The 21,364-nt window shown below is 56.2% G+C and carries 16 protein-coding genes; 8 read left to right on the forward strand and 8 right to left on the reverse strand.

All coding sequences use genetic code 11. The features are described from left to right. The first annotated feature begins 8 nt into the window (after positions 1-8). Positions 9-1,628: a phosphoenolpyruvate carboxykinase (ATP) gene (pckA, locus tag ACJY2L_RS12755; RefSeq protein WP_439214139.1), complete on the forward strand. Its 1,620-nt coding sequence runs from the start codon at positions 9-11 to the stop codon at positions 1,626-1,628. Positions 1,629-1,662: 34 nt separating this feature from the next. Here pckA and envZ read toward each other — a convergent pair whose 3' ends face one another. Continuing rightward, positions 1,663-3,021, reverse strand: coding sequence for a two-component system sensor histidine kinase EnvZ (envZ, locus tag ACJY2L_RS12760; protein WP_067427235.1), 1,359 nt, complete (start codon positions 3,019-3,021; stop codon positions 1,663-1,665). Continuing rightward, the gene (ompR, locus tag ACJY2L_RS12765) at positions 3,018-3,737 is read right to left on the reverse strand and encodes an osmolarity response regulator transcription factor OmpR (protein WP_003853014.1); all 720 of its coding nucleotides are present in this window, start codon (positions 3,735-3,737) and stop codon (positions 3,018-3,020) included. Before ompR ends, envZ begins: the two co-directional genes overlap by 4 nt. Before the next feature lie 532 nt (positions 3,738-4,269). Here ompR and yjbE point away from each other — a divergent pair. The 4 genes from yjbE (at position 4,270) to ACJY2L_RS12785 (ending at position 9,458) form a co-directional block, all read left to right on the forward strand. Then, positions 4,270-4,509 carry an exopolysaccharide production protein YjbE gene (gene yjbE, locus ACJY2L_RS12770; protein WP_067427232.1) on the forward strand — a complete coding sequence of 80 codons (240 nt, stop codon included), beginning with the start codon at positions 4,270-4,272 and terminating at the stop codon, positions 4,507-4,509. 190 nt (positions 4,510-4,699) lie between these two features. Beyond that, complete coding sequence (greB, locus tag ACJY2L_RS12775; RefSeq protein WP_439214140.1) at positions 4,700-5,191, forward strand: transcription elongation factor GreB; 492 nt, start codon at positions 4,700-4,702, stop codon at positions 5,189-5,191. A 114-nt stretch (positions 5,192-5,305) separates the two neighbouring features. Then, positions 5,306-7,642, forward strand: a complete 2,337-nt coding sequence (locus tag ACJY2L_RS12780; protein ID WP_439214180.1) for a Tex family protein — start codon at positions 5,306-5,308, stop codon at positions 7,640-7,642. Between the two features lie 130 nt (positions 7,643-7,772). Next, the gene (locus tag ACJY2L_RS12785) at positions 7,773-9,458 is read left to right on the forward strand and encodes an alpha-amylase family glycosyl hydrolase (protein ID WP_439214141.1); all 1,686 of its coding nucleotides are present in this window, start codon (positions 7,773-7,775) and stop codon (positions 9,456-9,458) included. Here ACJY2L_RS12785 and bioH read toward each other — a convergent pair. Beyond that, positions 9,455-10,228 (reverse strand): pimeloyl-ACP methyl ester esterase BioH, encoded by a 774-nt coding sequence (gene bioH / locus ACJY2L_RS12790; RefSeq protein WP_439214142.1) that lies wholly within the window; start codon positions 10,226-10,228, stop codon positions 9,455-9,457. The two genes, ACJY2L_RS12785 and bioH, sit on opposite strands and share 4 nt — an antisense overlap. 35 nt (positions 10,229-10,263) lie before the next feature. Between bioH and gntX the strand changes: the two genes are divergently transcribed. Then, positions 10,264-10,944, forward strand: coding sequence for a DNA utilization protein GntX (gene gntX / locus ACJY2L_RS12795; RefSeq protein WP_439214143.1), 681 nt, complete (start codon positions 10,264-10,266; stop codon positions 10,942-10,944). A gap of 58 nt (positions 10,945-11,002) precedes the next feature. Then, positions 11,003-11,578 (forward strand): Fe-S biogenesis protein NfuA, encoded by a 576-nt coding sequence (gene nfuA, locus ACJY2L_RS12800; protein WP_067427217.1) that lies wholly within the window; start codon positions 11,003-11,005, stop codon positions 11,576-11,578. Between the two features lie 64 nt (positions 11,579-11,642). Here the strand turns inward: nfuA and malQ are convergent, their stop codons facing one another. Further along, positions 11,643-13,700 (reverse strand): 4-alpha-glucanotransferase, encoded by a 2,058-nt coding sequence (gene malQ / locus ACJY2L_RS12805; protein WP_439214144.1) that lies wholly within the window; start codon positions 13,698-13,700, stop codon positions 11,643-11,645. Between the two features lie 9 nt (positions 13,701-13,709). Then, on the reverse strand, positions 13,710-16,112 hold the full coding sequence (gene malP / locus ACJY2L_RS12810) for a maltodextrin phosphorylase (protein WP_439214145.1): 2,403 nt from the start codon (positions 16,110-16,112) through the stop codon (positions 13,710-13,712). Between the two features lie 374 nt (positions 16,113-16,486). Here malP and malT point away from each other — a divergent pair, with 374 nt between their 5' ends. Further along, the gene (malT, locus tag ACJY2L_RS12815; protein ID WP_439214146.1) at positions 16,487-19,210 is read left to right on the forward strand and encodes an HTH-type transcriptional regulator MalT; all 2,724 of its coding nucleotides are present in this window, start codon (positions 16,487-16,489) and stop codon (positions 19,208-19,210) included. Here the strand turns inward: malT and ACJY2L_RS12820 are convergent. The 3 genes from ACJY2L_RS12820 to glpE are packed head-to-tail and all read right to left on the reverse strand — an operon-like array spanning position 19,207 to position 21,200. Next, positions 19,207-19,965 carry a DeoR/GlpR family transcriptional regulator gene (locus ACJY2L_RS12820; protein ID WP_067427205.1) on the reverse strand — a complete coding sequence of 253 codons (759 nt, stop codon included), beginning with the start codon at positions 19,963-19,965 and terminating at the stop codon, positions 19,207-19,209. The genes malT and ACJY2L_RS12820 overlap by 4 nt on opposite strands. Before the next feature lie 48 nt (positions 19,966-20,013). Continuing rightward, positions 20,014-20,841, reverse strand: a complete 828-nt coding sequence (gene glpG, locus ACJY2L_RS12825) for a rhomboid family intramembrane serine protease GlpG (RefSeq protein WP_439214147.1) — start codon at positions 20,839-20,841, stop codon at positions 20,014-20,016. A gap of 38 nt (positions 20,842-20,879) precedes the next feature. Beyond that, entirely contained in the window at positions 20,880-21,200 is a 321-nt protein-coding gene (gene glpE, locus ACJY2L_RS12830; protein WP_067427199.1) for a thiosulfate sulfurtransferase GlpE, read from the reverse strand. Positions 21,201-21,364: the final 164 nt, after the last annotated feature.

Below are 21,364 nucleotides of genomic sequence, written 5' to 3' on the forward strand. Positions count from 1 at the left end.
GCAGTAACATGCGCGTTAATGGCCTGACTTCGCCTGATCTTCTTGCCCTCGGCATCACTGATACGGCAGAGATTGTTCATAATCCTGATTATGACACCCTCTTCCAGGAAGAAACCCGCCCCGGCCTGCAAGGTTACGAGCGTGGCATCCTGACGCAGTCCGGCGCTATCGCCGTCGATACCGGTATCTTCACCGGGCGCTCACCCAAAGATAAATACATCGTCCGTGACGACACCACGCGCGATACCCTGTGGTGGAACGATCAGGGCAAGGGTAAAAACGATAACCAACCGCTCTCGCAAGAGACATGGCAGGCGCTGAAGCAGCAGGTGACGCGTCAGCTTTCCGGTAAAAAACTGTTCGTGATTGATGCCTGGTGCGGCGCCAACCCCGATACACGGCTCAGCGTACGCTTCATTACTGAAGTCGCCTGGCAGGCGCACTTCGTAAAAAATATGTTTATCCGTCCTGATGATGCCAGCCTGGCCAGCTTCGAACCCGACTTTGTGGTGATGAACGGCGCCAAATGCACCAATCCTGACTGGCAGGCGCAGGGGCTGCATTCCGAGAACTTTATCGCCTTTAATCTCACCGAACGCATGCAGCTGATTGGCGGCACCTGGTACGGCGGCGAGATGAAAAAAGGGCTGTTCGCCATCATGAACTATCTGTTGCCGCTGAAGGGCATTGCGTCTATGCACTGCTCGGCTAACGTTGGCAAACAGGGCGATGTGGCACTGTTCTTCGGTCTCTCGGGCACCGGCAAAACCACGCTGTCGACCGATCCGGAGCGCCAGCTGATTGGCGATGATGAACATGGCTGGGATGATGATGGCGTCTTCAACTTTGAAGGCGGCTGTTACGCCAAGACGATTCGTTTGTCAGAGCAGGCGGAGCCTGAGATTTATCACGCGATTCGCCGCGATGCGCTGTTGGAAAACGTTGTGGTACGCGACGATGGCAGCATCGATTTTGACGATGACAGCAAGACCGAGAACACCCGCGTCTCTTACCCGCTGTATCACATCGACAATATCGTGCAGCCGGTTTCCAAAGCGGGTCACGCCAGCAAGGTCATTTTCCTGACCGCTGACGCCTTTGGCGTGCTGCCGCCGGTTTCACGACTGGATGCTGAGCAGACGCAGTACCATTTTCTTTCCGGCTTCACCGCCAAGCTGGCGGGCACTGAACGCGGCATCACCGAACCCACGCCCACCTTTTCTGCCTGCTTCGGCGCGGCGTTTTTGATGCTGCATCCAACGCAATATGCGAAAGTGCTGGTGAAGAGAATGCAGGCTGCGGGCACCGAAGCTTATTTAGTAAATACCGGCTGGAACGGCAGCGGCAAACGTATCTCCATTAAGGATACGCGCGCCATCATCAATGCCATTCTGGCGGGTGAATTAAGCGATGCCGAGACGCAAACGTTACCGATTTTCAACCTGCAGATTCCGCTGGCACTGAGCGGCGTCGACAGCGAGATTCTCGATCCGCGTAACAGCTGGTCAGGTGAAGAAGCATGGGAACAGAAAGCGCGCGATCTGGCCCAGCGTTTTATCACTAACTTTGATAAATATACCGATACACCAGCCGGTGCGGCGTTGGTAAAAGCGGGACCACAGCTGTAAATATCATGTCGGCTCTGGCAACAGAGCCGACTGATTAACCGTGGCTGGAAGGTAACTCGCTGGCGACCACATCGGCAGGAATCGGCAGCCAGGCACGAATACGCAGGCCGCCCTTTTCACTGACGCCAATATCAAGTGCGCCGCGATGCGCATCAATAATACGTTGCACAATTGCCAGTCCCAAACCGGTTCCGCTGGTACTGCGTGCGCTGTCGCCGCGGACAAAGGGTTGGAACAGATGCTGCAACTGGTCGGGATGAATACCCGGGCCATCATCCTCTACCTGAAACCACGCCCGCTGTAACTCAAAACCGCTACTGACTTTGATCCAGCCATTGCCATAACGCGCCGCGTTAACCACCAGATTGGCAACGGCGCGTTTTATGGAGAGAGGATCGATATCAAGCTGCAACTCTTCCGCCATAACATCGCTTTCAATCTGCCGTTCATAACCGCTTTCCGCCGCGACAACTTCACCCAGCACCGCATTGAGATCGGCGCGTTCGGTCTGCATCTCCTGCCCCGTGCGCAAATAATCGATGAACTGCTCAATGATGGCGTTGCACTCTTCGATATCTTTGTTGATCGACTCGGCCAGATAGCCATCTTCCTGTGACATCATTTCCGTGGCGAGGCGGATGCGCGTCAGCGGCGTACGTAAGTCGTGGCTTACCCCGGCCATCAGCAGCGTGCGGTCATCAGCCAGCTGCTTCACACCTGCAGCCATCTGATTAAAGGCGCGTGTGACTGAACGCACTTCCGAAGCGCCATATTCCCGCAGCGGCGGGGGAATAATGCCTTTGCCCACCTGCAATGCGGCATGTTCCAGATCGACCAACGGCCGATTCTGCATACGAATAAACAGCCAGGCGCCGCCAATCGCCAACAGCATAATCGCCAGCGTATAGCGGAACAGCGGCGAAAAATCGCCCTGATGAATTTCGGTGAGTGGTACGCGCACCCAGATATCCGGCGAGAGCCAGGTTTTCAGCCAGACCACCGGGGAGTTTTTATTGACCTCCACACGGACATCGGTTGGGCCACCAAGCTGCTGCGCCATCTGCTCGCTGAGAAACTCATAATGCTGCGCCCAGCGCAGCCCGCTCTCTTCCGCCGCCGCGTTGGTGTACAGCGAAATGCCCAGCTCACGATAGATCTCGCGACGAAACGCCGGTGGCACTTCCAGCTGCGTGCCATCTTCCAGCTGCAGCTTATCGGTCATCAACATACGGACTTCGTAGGCCAATACCTTATTAAACTGCTGCAGGCTGGGCAAAATGGCAAAGTTCAGCACCACGAGATAGGTCGTTACCAGGCTGACAAACAGCAAGGTAACGATCAGCAACAGCGTTCGGGCAAATGAACTGCGGGGAGAGAAGCGGAGTCGCCTCATGCTTTACTGCCGTCCGGAACGAAAACGTAACCCAAGCCCCAAACGGTCTGGATATAACGTGGATGGGCCGGATCTTCTTCCACCATGCGACGCAGGCGAGAGATCTGCACGTCAATAGAGCGTTCCATCGCGCTGTACTCACGGCCACGCGCCAGATTCATCAGCTTGTCGCGCGACAACGGCTCGCGTGGGTGGCTAACCAGCGCTTTCAGCACCGCAAACTCACCGCTGGTTAATGGCATCGGCTCATCTTCGCGAAACATTTCGCGCGTGCCGAGGTTCAGCTTGAACTTGCCAAACGCAATGATCGCCTCTTCCTGCGAAGGCGCACCGGGCAGCTCATTGGCCTGGCGGCGCAGAACGGCGCGGATACGGGCCAGCAGCTCACGCGGGTTAAACGGCTTGGGAATATAATCATCGGCACCAATCTCAAGGCCGACAATACGATCGACCTCTTCGCCTTTCGCCGTCACCATAATAATTGGCATCGGGTTGCTCTGACTGCGCAGGCGGCGGCAGATCGATAAGCCATCTTCGCCTGGCAGCATCAGGTCCAGCACCATCAGATGGAAAGATTCGCGGGTCAACAGACGATCCATCTGTTCGGCATTGGCAACGCTACGTACCTGAAAACCCTGTTCGGTCAGGTAGCGTTCCAGCAGCGCGCGTAAACGCATGTCATCATCGACCACCAGAATTTTGTAATTCTCTTGCATGTAGATACTCCCAAAGGCGCTATTGCCTGAACGGACATTGTTAAAAAACCGACCCAATAGTGACAGCCAAATATGGTTTATATTCTAGCCGAAATTGTTACAAAGCATATTAAACAGCAGCTTATATAACGTTTACGGTTGTTTTCAGGCGGTTGGGCGCAAAACCAGGCCTGCTCCAACAATTCTGAAATATTCGCGGTCTCTGCAGTAAACGCTGGCTTAACGCACGCGCCTTGATCGGGATCCTTTATTTTTCATCGCATTACCCTTTTAAGACCAGGAATAAGCGCAGAAGGTTAAACCAGGTTGAAAAGTCGCGCCTGCAAAAGCGGGGCACAAAGAAAAATAGGCAGCATAAAATCTGGTAAACAACCCCCCTTTAAGCGGAGTCGTTTCGGAATAATTTCAGCTCACTGACTTACGGTCCATGCGGTTGATGAGCAATATTTTTCTGGCCGGTTTTAGCATGGCTTCCGCGCAATTGTTGCCCCACACTTTGACTCGTTCAACTTACAACAACAGGGGCAAGACGATGAAAAAAATTATTATAATCGCCGCAACATTAGCGGTATTTGCTGTAGGCCAGGCTAGCGCCGCCACTGTTGGCGAAGCGGCGGGTGCGCAGGCTTCCACCACGGCAAAAGGTAACTCAGACGCTATCGGCGTTGGCGCCGTTGCCGCACTGTTAGGCGTTGCGCTGGCTACCGCTGGCGGCGGCGGTGACAGCAACGGTTCCAGCACCTCGACCACCACGGCGACACACGCTAAATAACAATCTGCACTATTATTCTGCTATCGGCTACCTGTTGCGAAAAAGAGTGATTTTTCGCCGCTTTGCCGGCGGGGAACAGCATCTTGCGGGTTCACAAAACTGAACCCCTTCCCCGTTTCTTTTCTCCCGCATTGTCAGCGCCCGCAAACTCCGTAAAATTGTCGCTCTGTTCTGTCACAGGCGAGCTGGAATGAAAACCCGATTAATTACCCGCGAAGGCTTTAACAAGCTCAAGGCGGAACTCGACTATCTCTGGCGCGAAGAGCGACCTGAAGTCACCAAAAAAGTGACCTGGGCGGCCAGCCTCGGCGATCGCAGCGAAAATGCCGATTATCAATACAACAAAAAGCGTCTGCGCGAAATTGACCGCCGCGTACGTTACCTCTCTAAAAGCATCGAAGAGTTGCGCATCGTCGATTACTCACCCCAGCAGGATGGCCGCGTATTTTTTGGCGCCTGGGTCGAGATAGAAAATGACGAGGGCGACATCAAACGCTTCCGCATCGTCGGCTATGACGAAATTTTTGGCCGTAAAGATTACATCTCTATCGACGCGCCCATGGCACGCGCGCTGTTGAAAAAAGAGCCGGGCGACAGCGTTATCGTGCATACCCCGGCCGGTGAAGCACTGTGGTATATCAATCTTATCGCTTATGGTGAAGCGGGATTCAGTGATTCCTGAAGCTGCGTTCAGAATATCCCCTAAAGCCATGAGCACGGCTGGCAATTTAACGGTTCAATCCGTATAACTGTCCGCTGTTTTTAACCCTGTTTCTGCAAGATAGTTGACTCGATGATGATGAAAGATTCGCTGAACCGCCTGATTGCAGGCGAACTTCAGGCGCGGCCTGAGCAAGTTGATGCCGCCATTCGCCTGCTGGACGAAGGCAATACCGTGCCGTTTATTGCACGTTATCGTAAGGAAGTAACCGGTGGGCTGGATGATACCCAGTTGCGACAGCTGGAAACCCGGCTGAGCTACCTGCGCGAACTGGAAGAGCGCCGCCAGTCGATCCTGAAATCTATCGCAGAACAGGGCAAGCTGACCGATGCGCTCAGTGACGCTATCGCCAGCACGCTAAGCAAAACCGAACTGGAAGATCTCTATCTGCCCTATAAGCAGAAACGCCGCACGCGCGGACAGATCGCTATTGAAGCGGGGCTGGAACCGTTGGCAGATACGCTATGGCAGGATCCCACTCAGGTACCTGAGCTGCTGGCCGCTGACTACATCAACGCCGACAACAGCGTGGCGGATACCAAAGCCGCGCTGGATGGCGCCCGCTACATCCTGATGGAGCGTTTTGCCGAAGATGCCGCGCTGCTGGCGAAAGTCCGTGATTACCTGTGGAAAAATGCCCACCTGGTTTCCCGCGTAGTTGAGGGCAAAGAGGAGAGCGGCGCGAAATTCCGCGATTATTTTGATCATCACGAAGCGCTGGCTGGCGTGCCGTCTCACCGTGCGCTGGCGATGTTCCGCGGCCGCAACGAAGGCGTGCTGCAGCTCTCGCTGAATGCCGATCCGCAACACGACGAACCGCCACGCGAAAGCTACGGCGAAACGCTGATTACCGAGCACCTGCAGCTGCGTCTTAACAACGCGCCAGCCGACGCCTGGCGCAAAGCGGTGGTGAGCTGGACATGGCGCATTAAGGTGCTGATGCATCTGGAAACCGAGCTGATGGGCACGGTACGTGAACGGGCAGAAGATGAAGCTATTAACGTCTTTGCACGCAATCTGCACGATCTGCTGATGGCGGCGCCTGCCGGCATGCGCGCGACCATGGGTCTCGATCCTGGCCTGCGCACCGGCGTAAAAGTTGCGGTGGTGGATGCCACCGGCAAACTGGTCGCCACCGACACCATTTATCCGCATACCGGCCAGACCACAAAAGCAGCGGCTGCGGTAGCAGCGCTGTGCACTAAACATCAGGTGGAACTGGTCGCGATTGGCAACGGTACGGCTTCACGCGAAACCGAGCGCTTCTTTATTGATGTGCAAAAGCAGTTTCCGGCCGTCACCGCCGAGAAAGTGATCGTCAGCGAAGCAGGGGCTTCTGTCTATTCGGCATCAGAGCTGGCGGCGCTGGAATTCCCCGATCTGGATGTTTCACTGCGCGGCGCGGTGTCAATCGCTCGTCGCCTGCAGGATCCGCTGGCTGAGCTGGTAAAAATCGATCCGAAGTCGATCGGTGTGGGCCAGTATCAGCACGATGTCAGCCAGGGACAGCTGGCGAAAAAACTGGATGCGGTCGTAGAGGATTGCGTTAACGCCGTGGGTGTCGATCTCAATACCGCGTCAGTGGCGCTGCTGACCCGCGTGGCGGGCCTGACGCGCATGATGGCGCAGAACATTGTTAGCTGGCGCGACGAAAAAGGCCGCTTTCAGAACCGTCAGCAGTTGTTGAAAGTGAGTCGTCTTGGACCGAAAGCGTTTGAACAGTGCGCCGGCTTCCTGCGCATCAATCACGGCGATAATCCGCTGGATGCTTCAACCGTTCACCCGGAAGCCTATCCGCTGGTGCAACGCATCCTCGCCGCCACCGAGCAGGCGCTGGATGCACTGATGGGCAACCCGGGCAGCCTGCGTAATCTCAGAGCGGTAGACTTCACCGACGACCGTTTCGGCGTACCAACCGTCACCGATATCCTGAAAGAGCTGGAAAAACCGGGTCGCGATCCGCGTCCTGAATTTAAAACGGCGAAATTCACCGACGGCGTAGAGACTATGAACGATCTGACGCCGGGCATGGTGCTGGAAGGTGCGGTCACCAACGTCACTAACTTTGGCGCCTTTGTCGATATCGGCGTGCATCAGGATGGCCTGGTGCATATCTCTTCGCTGTCGGATAAGTTTATCGACGATCCACACAAAGTGGTGAAAGCAGGTGATATCGTCACGGTGAAAGTGATGGAGATCGATCTGCAGCGTAAGCGAATTGCCCTCACCATGCGCCTTGATGAACAGCCAGGTGAAGGCAACGTGCGCCCGACAGCGGCGAAAAGCAGTGCGCGTGATACCGCGCCGCGTGGCGGCAATAACAAAGCTAAATCACGGGGCAACAACGGTGCGGCTGCCGGTAACAGCGCGATGGGCGATGCGCTGGCTGCAGCCTTCGGTAAAAAAAGCTAATCCTCTTACGGGCCGCTCAGCTGGCGGCCCGCTCTCGTTTTCCCCCTGCCTGAGTTGCGCATTCCCGCCAGAAGACTAAGCTGAAAAACAGCGTCCTTAAAAACTCTCGCTGCGGTGGCTCGCCTTAAATATGGAAACAATCAACGCGTTAATCGATCGTATTTACGCCAACACTTTTCCGCTGGCGGCACGTGAACGCCTGCTTTCTCATATTCGAGCCGCCCGCGATGCGGTTAAGATGCCGCGCAAACCGCACTGGGATGAAAAGGACGTGGTGCTGATCACCTATGCCGATCAGTTTCGCGAAAGCGAAGCCCCGACGCTGGCTACCTTTTCCCGCTTCTATCAGCAGCATCTCGCCGCCACCTTTAACCTTGTGCACCTGCTGCCGTTTTTTCCCTATTCCTCAGACGACGGGTTTTCGGTGATTGATTACCATCAGGTCAATCCTGTCTGCGGCAGCTGGCGCGAGGTGGCTGAATTGCGCAGCCATACGCGTCTGATGTTTGATTTTGTCTGTAATCATATGTCGGCGCACAGCCAGTGGTTTCGCCATTACCTTGCTGCCGATTCGGGCTGGAACGACTTCTTTATCAGCATGCCGCCCGCCACCGATCTCAGCGAAGTCACACGCCCTCGCACGTCGCCGCTGTTAACGCCATTTACACTGGCCAATGGTGAAACGCGCTTTGTCTGGACCACCTTCAGCGCCGATCAGATCGATCTTAACTTCGGTCATCCTGAGGTGCTGATTCGCATGGTGGGCGTGCTGCTCGACTACCTGAAGCGCGGGGCGGATTATGTGCGGCTGGATGCGGTAGGCTATATGTGGAAAACGCCTGGCACCCGCTGTATTCACCTCGAAAAAACCCATTTGCTGGTGAAGCTGTTTCGGGCGATTGCCGATGTGGTGGCGCCTGGTACGGTGATCATCACCGAAACCAACGTGCCGCATAAAGACAACATCAGCTATTTCGGCAACGGGCATGATGAAGCACAGATGGTTTACCAGTTTTCGCTACCGCCGCTGGTGCTACACGCGATTCACTCCGGCTCGGCGCGCGCGCTGCGTCAGTGGGCAGCCTCTCTCGATATGGGCAACAACAGCACCACCTTCTTCAATTTCCTTGCTTCGCATGACGGCATTGGCCTGAATCCAGCGCGCGGCATTCTGCCGGAAGTGGAAATTGTGTCACTGGTGCGCGATCTGGCGCTGGAAGGCGCGCTGGTCTCTTACAAAAATAATCCCGATGGCACCACCAGCCCGTATGAAATCAACGTCACCTTTATGGATGCGCTCAATCGTCAGGACGACGATGATGACACGCGGCTGCGGCGTTTCATGTTGGCGCACGCCATACTGCTCGTCTTTCCTGGCGTGCCAGCGGTCTACATCCAGAGCATTCTGGGATCGCGTAACGATACCGAAGGCGTAAAAGCGGCAGGTCATAACCGGGCGATCAATCGCGAAAAATACAGCCTGGGGCAAATAGAAGCAGAACTGGCGGTGAAACAGAGCCTGCGCCAGCGGGTTTATCACAGCCTGAGCGCGTTGATTCAGCTGCGCACCCGCCAGCCCGCTTTTCATCCCGATAATCCGATGGAGCTGCTCGACAGCAACAACGCCATCTTGATGATGCGCCGCCATGCGCCCGGCCAGCGCGGCCTGCTGTGCGTGTTTAACCTCAGCAGCAAGCCAGCGACGCTGGTGCTGCCGGAAGCGCATCGCTATCGCGACATTATTAGCGGTGAAAAATGGGATGGCTCGGCACCGCTGGAGCTGGCGCCGTGGCAATATCTCTGGCTACAGCATTAGCGCAGGCGGTCAGCAAAGGCGATGACCTGCTCACAGAATGTCTCAGGATGAGAGATAAACGGCGCATGCGCTGCTTTTTCCATGATCGCTGACTCGCTGTTTGGCCACTCTGCATCCAGCAAGGGTGCAATCGCCCGTGGCACCAGACCGTCCAGATAACCGTAAATGCGCAGCAACGGCTGCGGCAGCGTTTGCATCGCCTCGCGCAGATCGGCAGTGCGCAAAATTTCCAGTCCCCCTTCCAGCACGTCGACCGGTGGCATCGGCAGCCGCAGCACCACGTTTTTCAGGGTGCGCGCATCTTCGCGGGCGGTGTCGGTGCCCAGCGTTTGCAGCGCCAGAAAACGTTCCACCGTGCGTTTAAAATCTTCGCTAAGCTGCTGCTGAAACTGCGTCAGGGTATCTGATTTTATGCCCGGCCACGCTTCCGTCGCGCTGAAACAGGGCGAAGAGGCAACGGTGATCAAGCCAGTCACGCGCTGAGGCGCACGCAGCGCCAGCTGGCTGGCAACAAGGCCGCCAAGCGACCAGCCCAGGACCAGCGTCTGCGACGGCATAAACGGCAGCAGGCACTCTGCCATCTCCTCCAGCGTCATTGCCGGAAAGTTCTCGCTGCGGCCGTATCCTGGCAGGTCCACCAGGTGCAGACGGAAATGCGCGCCAAGTCGCTCGCGAATGCAAGACCACACTTCGGCGTTCAATCCCCATCCGTGCAGCAGCACAAGATCGCGATCTCCACTGCCGGTTGTTTGCCAGTAAAGCTGGGTCATCGGTTATTGTCCTGAGAGTCAAAAAGGAGAGCGCTATGCTATCAATGCCGGGATGCTGTTGGCTATGCCACTTACCGCTTCATCTTGCGGTTCAGGGTGTGTGCAGCCTTTGTCTGCGCCGATTACCCCCGTTGCCGCCCTGCTGTCCGCAATGCGGCTTACCCGCATTTAGCCATCAGCCGTGCGGTCGCTGCCTGCAAAAACCGCCGCCGTGGCATGCGCTGGTAGCCGTGACTGCCTATCAGCCACCGCTGAGCCAGCTGGTTTCCCAATTGAAGTTTTCTGGGGTGACCGCACTCTCTGTGATGTTGGCGCGACTCATTTTGCTAAGCTGGTTACAGGCACGGCGCGATCGCCAGCTGCAACGCCCCGATATGATTTTGACGGTACCGCTGCATCACCATCGCGCCTGGCGACGCGGTTTTAACCAGGCTGCGCTGCTGGCGAAGCCGCTGGCTTGCTGGACAGGCAGTCGCTATGTGCCGCAGGCAATACGCCGTCAACGCGCAGGCGCCGTGCAGCATCAGCTCACCGCCCGCGCCCGCCGGAAAAACCTGCGCGCCGCCTTCCGGCTTGAAATTGATGTGCGTGGCCGTCATATCGCATTACTGGACGATGTGGTAACCACCGGCAGTACCGCGGCAGAAATTAGCCGTCTGTTGCTGGCCGCAGGCGCTGCCAGCATTCAAATATGGTGCCTGTGCCGTACCTTGTAGAGGGTCGGCGTTGGGCGTATAATAACCAAGTAATTTAGTCAACTATTGAGCAATTGCCATGATCCGTATTACCGATGCTGCCCAAGAGCACTTTGCTAAACTGCTATCAAGTCAGGAAGATGGCACTCAAATCCGTGTTTTCGTGATCAATCCAGGTACGCCAACCGCTGAGTGCGGCGTCTCCTATTGCCCACCTGACGCGGTCGAAGCCACGGACACCGAACTGAAATTTGAGAAGCTTTCCGCCTTTGTGGACGAACTTAGTGCGCCTTATCTCGAAGAGGCGGAAATTGACTTCGTTACCGATAATCTGGGTTCACAGCTCACGCTGAAAGCACCTAACGCCAAAATGCGTAAGGTCTCTGACGATGCGCCGCTGATGGATCGCGTGGAATATCAGCTGCAGGCGACCATTAACCCGCAGCTGGCAGGTCACGGCGGCAAGGTTTCCCTGATGGAGATCACCGACGAAGGCTATGCGATTCTGCAGTTTGGCGGCGGCTGTAACGGCTGTTCTATGGTCGATGTCACCCTGAAGGAAGGCATCGAGAAAGAACTGCTGGCCGCCTTCCCGGAACTGAAAGGCGTGCGTGATATCACTGAGCACCAGCCAGGTGAACACTCGTACTACTGAGTTCGCTGCACTGCGGCCATAAAAAAAGGGACGATAATTATCGTCCCTTTTTGTTGCGTGCGGCTTACTGAGCGCGACGCTGCTGAATGGTTTCCAGCAGCCGATCCAGCTCAGGTCGAGCAAACATCTCTTCCAGCGTGGCGCTGAGTTTACGGCGCCAGTTAGGATATTCATCTACCGTACCGGGCACGTTAACCGGCTCGCTCATCTCCAGCCAGTCTTCCGGCTGTAGGCCCAACAGCGCGCTGTGGGTATCAGCGAGGAAATTGTGCATCGCCTGATTCAGCGTTGGCGACATTTCACAGCTTTCTGCATCGACCGGGAAATCGTCCGGTAAACAGCCATGCTCATGCAGTGCATTAAGCAGCGCCTGTTTCTGTTCGGCGCGCTGTTCATACAGCCCTGCCAACACCTCTTTGTCAGGATAGACACCCAGCTTTTCGCCGAGGCTCAAATCTTCTGCTCCCCAGTAACCCGCCAGCGTAGGCAGATCGTGCGTGGTGGCGCTGGCCATCGCCTGGCGCGGCCACTTCGCCGGCAGACGGTAGGTGGTGGCATTTTCCTGCTCGAAGTAGAGCACCTTCCAGGAGTAGACGCCGCTGTCGCGCAGCTTGTCGACAATCTCCTCTGGAACCGTACCGAGATCTTCACCCAGCACCATGCACTGACTGCGCTGACTTTCCAGCGCCAGAATCGCCAGCAGATCGTCGACCGGATAATAGATGTAGGCGCCGTGATCGGCGGTCATGCCATAAGGGATCCACCACAGGCGGAGCATCGACATCACGTGGTCGATACGCAGCGCCCCGCAGCTCGACATGTTGGCACGCAGCAGTTCAATAAATGGCTGATAACCACGCTCGCGCATGACGTGCGGATCCATTGGCGGCAGGCCCCAGTTCTGACCCTGCGGACCAAGAATATCTGGCGGCGCACCCACTGAGGCTTTCAGGCGATAAAGCTCGGCATCGTGCCAGGTTTCAGCCCCGCCCTGCGCTACGCCAACCGCCAGATCGCGGTAAAGCCCCACCGGCATGCCATCCTGCTGGCTCTGCTGCCAGCACTGGTCAAACTGACTGTCTGCCAGCCATTGCAGCCACAGATAGAACTGCACGTCATCGTCATGCTGCTGACAGAATTCAGCCACTGCCGGGCGTGAGGCGCGACGGTATTCGTCTGGCCAGGCTGGCCAGCCCCAGCGGGAACCATCCTGACGCAGCATCTCCTGATGCATCGCATCATAGGCCGCCTGCCAGTAAAGGCTGTCGCCGCCTTCGGCAACAAAAGTCTGGAAACCGGCATCCTGCTCATCGCGCTGTTTGAACTGTTGCCAGGCAAAACGCAGCGCCGTGAGTTTCAGCTCGGTGACGGTGCGATAGTCGACCCACTTGCTGTCACGCGCTTTAGCCAACAGATTTTGCGTCTGCTCTTCCTGCCACCAACGCTGCGCGGCTTCGCTTTGCTGAAAATCAGGCACCGCCGCAACGTCGATATAGATGACATTGAGCCAGCGACGTGAAGAAGGACTGTACGGACTGGCGCTCTCCGGGCTGGCCGGATAGAGCGAATGGATCGGGTTCAGGCCGATAAAGGCACCGCCGCGGCGGGCCACTTCTTTGAGCATGCGGGCCAGATCGCCAAAATCGCCGATGCCCCAGTTATGCTCCGAGCGCAACGTGTAAAGCTGGGCGCAGGCGCCCCACAGTTTGCCGCCGGAGGTCAACGCCTCAGGCTCAAAACAGCGCGCTGGCGCGATAATAATGCGGCATTGCCAGCTGTTATCATGCTGAGTAAGCGTCAACTCATGATAGCCCTGCGCAAGGTCTGGCAACGCAATGCGTTGACCGCTCTGCACATGGCCGCTGTGCGATTCACCCGCTTCGGTCACCAGCTGCCAGCTAAAATCGCCTTCGCCTTCCACCGCCAGCACTTTTTCTGCGTCGCCGACAATCACGCTTACCGGCGCAATCGGTCGCGCAGAGCGATCCACCGGATCTTCCATCGCTTCCAGCAGCAGCGCTATGGTTTCCGGGCTGATCGCCTCGCGCTCCCCTTTCGCGTTGATATAGTCCGCGGCGATACCGGCCGCGCTGGCAGCCTTTTCAAGTTGTTCTCGATCCATAGACAATCCTTAGCGTTTCACTTGCCAGATACGTTGTTGGTAGTCGCGGATCGCACGGTCAGAACTGAACATTCCGGTTCGAGCTGTATTGAGAATAGCGGCGCGAGTCCAGGCTTCGCGGTCGCGCCATAACGCCTCAACCCGTTTCTGCGCGGCGATGTAATCAGCAAAATCAGCCAGTACCAGCCAGGGATCGCCATTTTTCGTCAGGCTTTCAAGCATCAAATCAAACGCATGCTCATCGCCATCGCTGAACAAGCCGTGTTCCAGCTCTTTCAGCAGGCCATCAAGGTGCTTATCTTTCTTACGCACCTTCGCCGGGTTGTAACCATCGGCTTTTAACGCTTTAACCTGATCGACACTGTTACCGAAAATGAAGATATTCTCTTCGCCCACCTGCTCAGCTATCTCAACGTTGGCACCATCCAGCGTGCCGATGGTTAATGCACCATTCAGAGCCAGCTTCATATTGCCCGTGCCCGACGCCTCATAGCCTGCCGTGGAGATCTGCTCGGAAAGATCGGCGGCCGGAATCATCAGTTCGGCTGCCGTAATACGGTAATCCGGGATAAACACCACTTTCAGGCGGTCACCCACCAGCGGATCGTTGTTAATGACATCCGCCACTTTATTAATAGCGTAAATAATATTTTTCGCCAGATAGTATCCCGGCGCTGCCTTCGCGCCGAACAGAAAGACGCGTGGCACAATGTCAGCGTGCGGGTTGTCTCGCAGCTCACGGTAACAGTGTAGGATATGCATCAATCCGAGGTGCTGACGTTTGTACTCATGCAGGCGTTTTATCTGCACGTCGAACATCGCATGCGGGTTGACCTTGATGCCGGTCACGCGATCGATGTACGCCACCAGCCGCGCTTTATTATTCTGCTTGATTTGACGATAGCGTTCACGGAAGGCGGCATCTTCAGCAAAAGGCTCCAGCCCACGCAGCGCATCAAGATGGGTAACCCACTCCACGTTCAACGTTTGATCGATCAGCGTGGCGAGCGCCGGGTTACACTGCTTCAGCCAGCGACGCGGCGTAATGCCGTTGGTGATATTGTGGAATTTGTAGGGCCACAGCTGGTGATATTCCGGGAACAGATCTTTCACCACTAAATCGGAGTGCAGCGCCGCCACGCCGTTAACCGCGAATCCGCTGACCACGCACAGATTAGCCATACGCAGCTGCTTATCGTGCAGTATCGCCAGCTTCGCCAGCTTTTCGGTGTCGCCAGGCCAGGCGTGTGCCACCTGCTTGCGCAGACGTTTATCGATCTCTTTCACGATCAGGTAATGACGCGGCAGCAGGTTCTCCACCAGTGCTTCATCCCAGCGCTCCAGCGCTTCCGGCATCAGCGTATGGTTGGTGTAGGCAAATAGCTGGCTGGTGATGCGCCAGGCTTCATCCCAGCAGAGCTGATGCTCGTCCAGCAACACGCGCAGCATTTCCGGGATAGCGATGGTGGGATGGGTATCGTTGAGCTGAATCACTTCGTAATCGGGCAGATCGGCAATCGCGCGTCCAGCCAGATGATGACGACGCAAAATATCGGCCACCGAACAGGCGCACTGGAAATATTGCTGCATCAGGCGCAGGCGTTTGCCTTCTTCGTGATTGTCGTTGGGATAAAGTACCTTGGTGAGTTTTGCCGCATCGATGCCCTGCTGCTCCGCCTGCAGGAATTCGCCCTCGTTAAACAGCGATAGATCAAATGGCTGAGCGTGCGTCGCCTGCCAAAGACGCAGCGGCTGCGTGACGCCGTTGCCATAGCCAACAACCGGCAGATCCCAGGCTTCGCCGCGCAGCATAAACGCCGGTTCCCAGCGCATGCGCCCATCTTCCTCTTTGCAGACCGTGCCGCCTAAGCCGACAGTAACGTTCAGCGCGCTGTTATGGCGAAACCACGGATAGGATTCGCGATGCCAGTCATCCGGCGACTCTTTCTGCTCGCCGTCGTCAAAGCGCTGACGAAACAGACCATATTGATAGTTGAGGCCATAGCCGATAGCAGACTGCCCTACCGTGGCCATCGAATCGAGATAGCAGGCGGCTAAACGCCCTAACCCGCCGTTGCCCAGCGCCGGATCGACCTCTTCCTCCAGCAAATGGCTCAAATCGACGTCATATTGCGCCAGTACCGTTTTTACCTCATCAAACCAGCCGAGATTTAACAGGTTGTTGCCGGTCAGACGACCAATCAGGAATTCCATGGAAAGATAATTGACATGCCGTTGGTCAGTGGCCATCGGCGCGGCCGGCTGGGCGGCCAGCAGCTCAGCCAGCGCACCGCTGACCGCCTGCCACCATTGCTGCGGCGTCATCTCTTGTGCAGAGGAGAGACCCCACAACTGCCACTGCCGTGTCAATGCAGCGTCAAAGCGTGCAGGATTAAATGTTTGCTGTGACATACAGATCCCCTTCGGTGAATAGGACTCAGGAAAAGTCATTGCGCACATGCTGACGCCCGTCCGTTAACTGAACATCCTCCCGGCTTGCAAACGCCTGGGGTGGAGAGACAGGGCGTAGCGCATTTCGCGAGTCGTCCGGTTGTCGATAGCCAGGCTGAGAAACAACAAGCGCAGCGGCTGATACCCTCTTTGTACCGTAAAAAAACCAGCGGGGTGTAAGCGATGTCATAAGGAATTGTGATGAGGTGCAACTAACTGGTAACTGAGGTAAGCGAATACTTGCTTTCAAAACACTTCGCAACGAAAGTGCTTAATTACACGCCTTAAAATAATTCCTTTTGTTTCCTGGTGTTTCACGCGATGAAGTGTAATCCATGCTGATACCATCAAAACTAAGCCGCCCTCTGCGCCTGCAACACACCATTATCCGCGAGCGATTGATCGCCAGACTGGCGGGCACGCCCAATTATCGTCTTGCCCTGGTGGCCAGTCCGGCAGGCTACGGAAAAACCACGCTGGTCGCCCAGTGGGCCAGTGGAAAAAACGATCTTGGCTGGTTCTCACTCGATGAGAGCGACAACTATCCTGAGCGCTTCGCCAGCTATCTGATGGCTGCGATTCAGCAGGCCACCGGCAACCACTGCGTGCGCAGCGAGGCGATGGCGCAAAAACGGCAGTATGCCAACCTTAGCGCCCTGTTTTCGCAGCTTTTTATCGAACTGGCGACGCTGGATCGCCCTATTTATCTGGTGATTGATGATTATCATCTGCTGACCAACGAACAGATTCATCAGGCGATGCGCTTCTTTATTCGCCATCAGCCCGAAAACCTGACGCTGATTGTGCTGTCACGTAATTTGCCTTCGCTGGGCATTGCTAACCTGCGCGTGCGTGAACAGTTGCTGGAGATCAACAGCCAGTCGCTGGCCTTCACCCATGATGAAGCGCGCCAGTTTTTTAACTGCCGCCTGCAGCAGCCGATCGACGACGGCGATTCTCAGCGTCTGTGCGATGAAGTCGCGGGCTGGGCCACGGCACTGCAACTGATTGCTCTTTCTGAACGGCAATCCAACACGCCGACGCATCAGTCAGCGCAACGACTGTCCGGCATTAATGCCAGCCACCTTTCTGATTATCTGGTTGATGAAGTGCTGGACTGCGTCGACAGCAGTACGCGCGACTTTCTGCTGCGCAGCTCGGTGCTGCGCTCCATGAATGAAAGCCTGATTCATCGTCTTACCGGCGAAGAGAATGCCCAGCTGCGGCTGGAAGAGACTGAACGGCAGGGCTTATTCCTGCAACGTATGGATGACAGCGGCGAATGGTTCAAATTCCATCCGCTGTTCGCCTCTTTCCTGCGTCAGCGCTGCCAGTGGGAATTAGGCGGCGAATTGCAACACATTCACCGCGCCGCGGCCGAAGGCTGGATGGCGCTGGGCTTTGCCAATGAGGCAATGCATCACGCGCTGGCCGCCGACGATAAGCCACTGCTGCGCGATATTCTGCTGAATCACGCCTGGTCGCTGTTTAATCACAGTGAGTTGGCGCTGCTGGAAGAGGGATTAAATGCCCTGAGCTGGGAACAGCGCGTGGAGACGCCGCGGCTGATTTTGCTACAGGCGTGGCTGGCACAAAGCCAGCATCGCTACAGCGAAGTGAATATGTTGCTGGCGCGGGCGGAAGAAGGCATGGCGCAACAACATCTGGCGGTCGACAGCGTACTGAGCGCCGAGTTTGACGCGATTCGCGCGCAGGTTGCTATCAATGCCGGACAGCCAAACGAAGCCGAACTGCTGGCGACTAAAGCGCTGGCGGTGCTGCCGCTTTCCAGCTTCTACAGCCGCATTGTTGCCACGTCCGTTAAAGGCGAAGTGCTGCACTGTCACGGTCGGCTGGATGAGGCGATGCAGATGATGATGCAGACCGATCAGATGGCGCGTCAGCACGATATCTGCCATTACGCGCTGTGGGCGCTGCTGCAACAGAGCGAAATTCTGCTGGCACAGGGCTATTTGCAAAGCGCCTTTGATACGCAGGAAAAAGCCTTTCAGCTGGTTCATGATGAAGGGTTAACGCAACTGCCGATGCATGAATTTTTGCTGCGCATCCGTGCGCAGCTGCTGTGGTCATGGGCGCAACTGGATCAGGCAGAAGCCGCCGCGCGTCAGGGTTTGTTAGTGCTGGAAAACTTCCATCCGCAACAGCAGCTGCAGTGTCTGGCGATGCTTGCCAAATGCGCGCTGGCACGTGGCGATCTGGATAATGCACGCCGCCACCTGATCCGTTGCGAAAATCTGCTGAGCAACGGCCAGTATCACAGCGACTGGGTGACCAATGCGGATAAACCGCGACTGATCTACTGGCAAATGACCGACGACAAAGCGGCGGCGGCGAGCTGGCTACAACAGACGCGGAAACCGGCGCAGGCCGATAATCATTTTATGCAGGGACAGTGGCGCAACATTGCTCGCGCGCAGATTCTGCTCGGCGATTATACCGCGGCGGAAGCGGTGCTCGATCGGTTAAATGAGAGCGCACGGCGTCTGCGACTGGTCAGCGATCTCAATCGCAACCTGTTGCTGCTTAACCTGCTTTACTGGCAAACCGATCGCAAAACGGCGGCACAGCAGGCGCTGATTGAGGCGCTGTCGCTGGCAAACCGCACCGGTTTTGTCACTCATTTTGTGATTGAAGGCGAAGCGATGGCGCAGCAGCTGCGACAGTTGCTGCAATTGAATGCGCTGCCGGAACTGGAGCAGCATCGCGCGAACCGCATCCTGCGTGACATTAATCAGCATCACCGGCATAAATTTGCACATTTCGACGAAGGCTTTGTGCATCGCCTACTGACCCATCCACAGGTGCCGGAGCTGATTCGTACCAGCCCGCTGACCCAGCGTGAGTGGCAGGTTTTAGGTTTGATCTACTCCGGTTACAGTAACGACCAAATCGCAGGCGAACTGGCGGTGGCGCAAACCACCATCAAAACGCATATCCGCAACCTTTATCAGAAACTCGGTGTGGCGCATCGTCAGGAAGCGGTCCAGCAGGCACAGCAACTGCTGCACCTGATGGGGATGAGCGTCAGCCAGGCTTAACAGAGCTCGAGATGAACCTCATGCTGTTCGATGACTTTCATCACGCTGGCGGGCGGCGCCTGATCGGTAAACAGATAGTCTACCAGGCTCATGTTGCCGAGATTGACCATGGCGTTGCGGCCAAACTTCGAGTGGTCAGTAACCAACATCACGCAGCGCGAGTTGTCGATAATTGCCCGCTTAGTGCGCACTTCGTGATAGTCGAACTCCAGCAACGAGCCATCCATGTCGATGCCGCTGATGCCTAAAATGCCGTAGTCGAGACGGAACTGGGAGATGAAATCGAGCGTCGCTTCTCCCATGATGCCGCCATCGCGCGTGCGTACTTCACCACCGGCGATGATCAGCCTAAAATCGGGCTTCGACATCAGCAGCATAGCGACGTTGAGGTTATTGGTGACAATGCGCAGATCGTTGTGATTCATCAGCGCATGCGCCACCGCTTCCGGCGTGGTGCCAATATCGATAAACAGCGTCGCGCCATCCGGGATCTGGCTGGCGACTCGCTGCGCAATGCGCGCTTTTTCCGCTGACCACATCATCTTACGATCCTGCCAGGCGGTGTTTTCTGACGTTGAAGGCAGCGCTGCGCCGCCGTGATGACGCTGGATTTTGTTCTGATCCGCCAGATCGTTGAGATCGCGACGGATGGTTTGTGGACTGACATCAAAGTGCTCAACCAGCTCTTCGGTACTGACATATCCCTGCCGACGCACCAGATCGATGATAGCGTCATGACGTTGCGTCTGCTTCACGTAAATCTCCTCAAAACCCGTTGTTCTTATTGTGTTACAGGCCGCCGATCAGGCGCGACGGCGATGACGGGTATCAACAAAAGCCATGGCTAAGCCCACCAGCAATCCTGCCAGATGCGCACCGTTGGCGATGGCCAGGCCGAACATATCGAAATAACCCATAATCAGCCACAGAATAGCGAAAGCCATGAGTCCGCGCTCAAGGAAAATCCCGCTTTCGGGATCGCGCTCGCCGCGCAGCCAGCAATAGCCCATCAGCGCATAGACCACGCCAGAGAGACCGCCGAACCAGATGCCGCTGAATTTCGCCTGAACAAAGCCGCTTAATAAAGCAGAAATCAGGGCGATGACAAACAGCTTGCCGCTGCCAAGACGTTTTTCCACCGCGCCACCGAGATACCACCACCACATCAGGTTAAACAGAATATGCAGCAGTGAAAAATGCAGCAGTGCGTGGCTGAACCAGCGCCACAGCTGAAAATCCTGCGCAGTATCGGCCGGCCACGCCATCCACGCCAGTACCTGCTCATCGCCAACGATTTGCATCAGGATAAATACCGCCACGCAGATGACCATCAGCGTGAGCGTCAAGGGTCCGGCACGCTGGCGCAGATGCCCCAGCAGTCGGTTACGCGGATAACGCAGCCCGCTTTCCATGGTGCCGCTTTGCCAGCTGGCAGCCTGATAACGCGCATGATACGGATCGCTAATGAACTGGCGAAGTTCGTTTTCGACCATTTCCGCTTTCGATTCATCTTCCAGTAGCACAACATAGTGCTGATCCTGCTCAATCTGCAGGCTGACGCCCTGCGTCGCCATGTAGTCAACAAACGCCTGCGCCATGCGCGGGTTGTTAAACTGAGTAATGCGCTTCATCGCTTTGTGTGCCTTTGCTGAGGAAGTGTGCCGCCCTGTCAGGCGGATTCAACCTGCTGTGGAAAGGCGTGCTGCCAGGCTTCAAAACCGCCATCCACGCTATAAACCTCGGTAAAACCCTGCGTAGCTAAATAGCCCGCGGCGCTCTTGCTGCTGATGCCGTGATAGCACATAACCAGCACCGGCACGCTGACATCGGTTTGTTCAACAAAGTGGTTAACTGAGGTGTTAGTCAGATGAAAAGCGCCGGTGGCATGGCCCTGAGCAAAGCTTTGCGGATCGCGAATATCAACCAGCTGCGCGCCAGCCGCCAGACGCTGTTGTGCCTGCTGCACATCAATACATTCAAAGTTTTCCATGGGATTTCCAGTCAGTAAGGTTGTGCCTTAGTGTACCGCGAACGCGTCGCGGCATAACCCGGCAAAGTGTAAGGAAAAAGGGTAAAACAGGCTGTCAGAATGTTAGCTGCATCACGCATAAATGTTTTTGTTTAGTTAACCACTGGCATCAATGTTGGTTTGCG

The organism is Duffyella sp. Ts4 (genome assembly GCF_051851875.1).
Taxonomy (GTDB): Bacteria; Pseudomonadota; Gammaproteobacteria; order Enterobacterales; family Enterobacteriaceae; genus Duffyella; species Duffyella gerundensis.

Excerpts from the sequence above, each read along its gene's own strand:
- pckA (WP_439214139.1), top strand. The coding sequence starts at position 9 with ATGCGCGTTAATGGCCTGACTTCGCCTGATCTTCTTGCCCTCGGCATC.
- envZ (WP_067427235.1), bottom strand. The coding sequence starts at position 3,021 with ATGAGGCGACTCCGCTTCTCTCCCCGCAGTTCATTTGCCCGAACGCTG.
- ompR (WP_003853014.1), bottom strand. The coding sequence starts at position 3,737 with ATGCAAGAGAATTACAAAATTCTGGTGGTCGATGATGACATGCGTTTA.
- yjbE (WP_067427232.1), top strand. The coding sequence starts at position 4,270 with ATGAAAAAAATTATTATAATCGCCGCAACATTAGCGGTATTTGCTGTA.
- greB (WP_439214140.1), top strand. The coding sequence starts at position 4,700 with ATGAAAACCCGATTAATTACCCGCGAAGGCTTTAACAAGCTCAAGGCG.
- ACJY2L_RS12780 (WP_439214180.1), top strand. The coding sequence starts at position 5,306 with ATGATGAAAGATTCGCTGAACCGCCTGATTGCAGGCGAACTTCAGGCG.
- ACJY2L_RS12785 (WP_439214141.1), top strand. The coding sequence starts at position 7,773 with ATGGAAACAATCAACGCGTTAATCGATCGTATTTACGCCAACACTTTT.
- bioH (WP_439214142.1), bottom strand. The coding sequence starts at position 10,228 with ATGACCCAGCTTTACTGGCAAACAACCGGCAGTGGAGATCGCGATCTT.
- gntX (WP_439214143.1), top strand. The coding sequence starts at position 10,264 with ATGCTATCAATGCCGGGATGCTGTTGGCTATGCCACTTACCGCTTCAT.
- nfuA (WP_067427217.1), top strand. The coding sequence starts at position 11,003 with ATGATCCGTATTACCGATGCTGCCCAAGAGCACTTTGCTAAACTGCTA.
- malQ (WP_439214144.1), bottom strand. The coding sequence starts at position 13,700 with ATGGATCGAGAACAACTTGAAAAGGCTGCCAGCGCGGCCGGTATCGCC.
- malP (WP_439214145.1), bottom strand. The coding sequence starts at position 16,112 with ATGTCACAGCAAACATTTAATCCTGCACGCTTTGACGCTGCATTGACA.
- malT (WP_439214146.1), top strand. The coding sequence starts at position 16,487 with ATGCTGATACCATCAAAACTAAGCCGCCCTCTGCGCCTGCAACACACC.
- glpG (WP_439214147.1), bottom strand. The coding sequence starts at position 20,841 with ATGAAGCGCATTACTCAGTTTAACAACCCGCGCATGGCGCAGGCGTTT.
- glpE (WP_067427199.1), bottom strand. The coding sequence starts at position 21,200 with ATGGAAAACTTTGAATGTATTGATGTGCAGCAGGCACAACAGCGTCTG.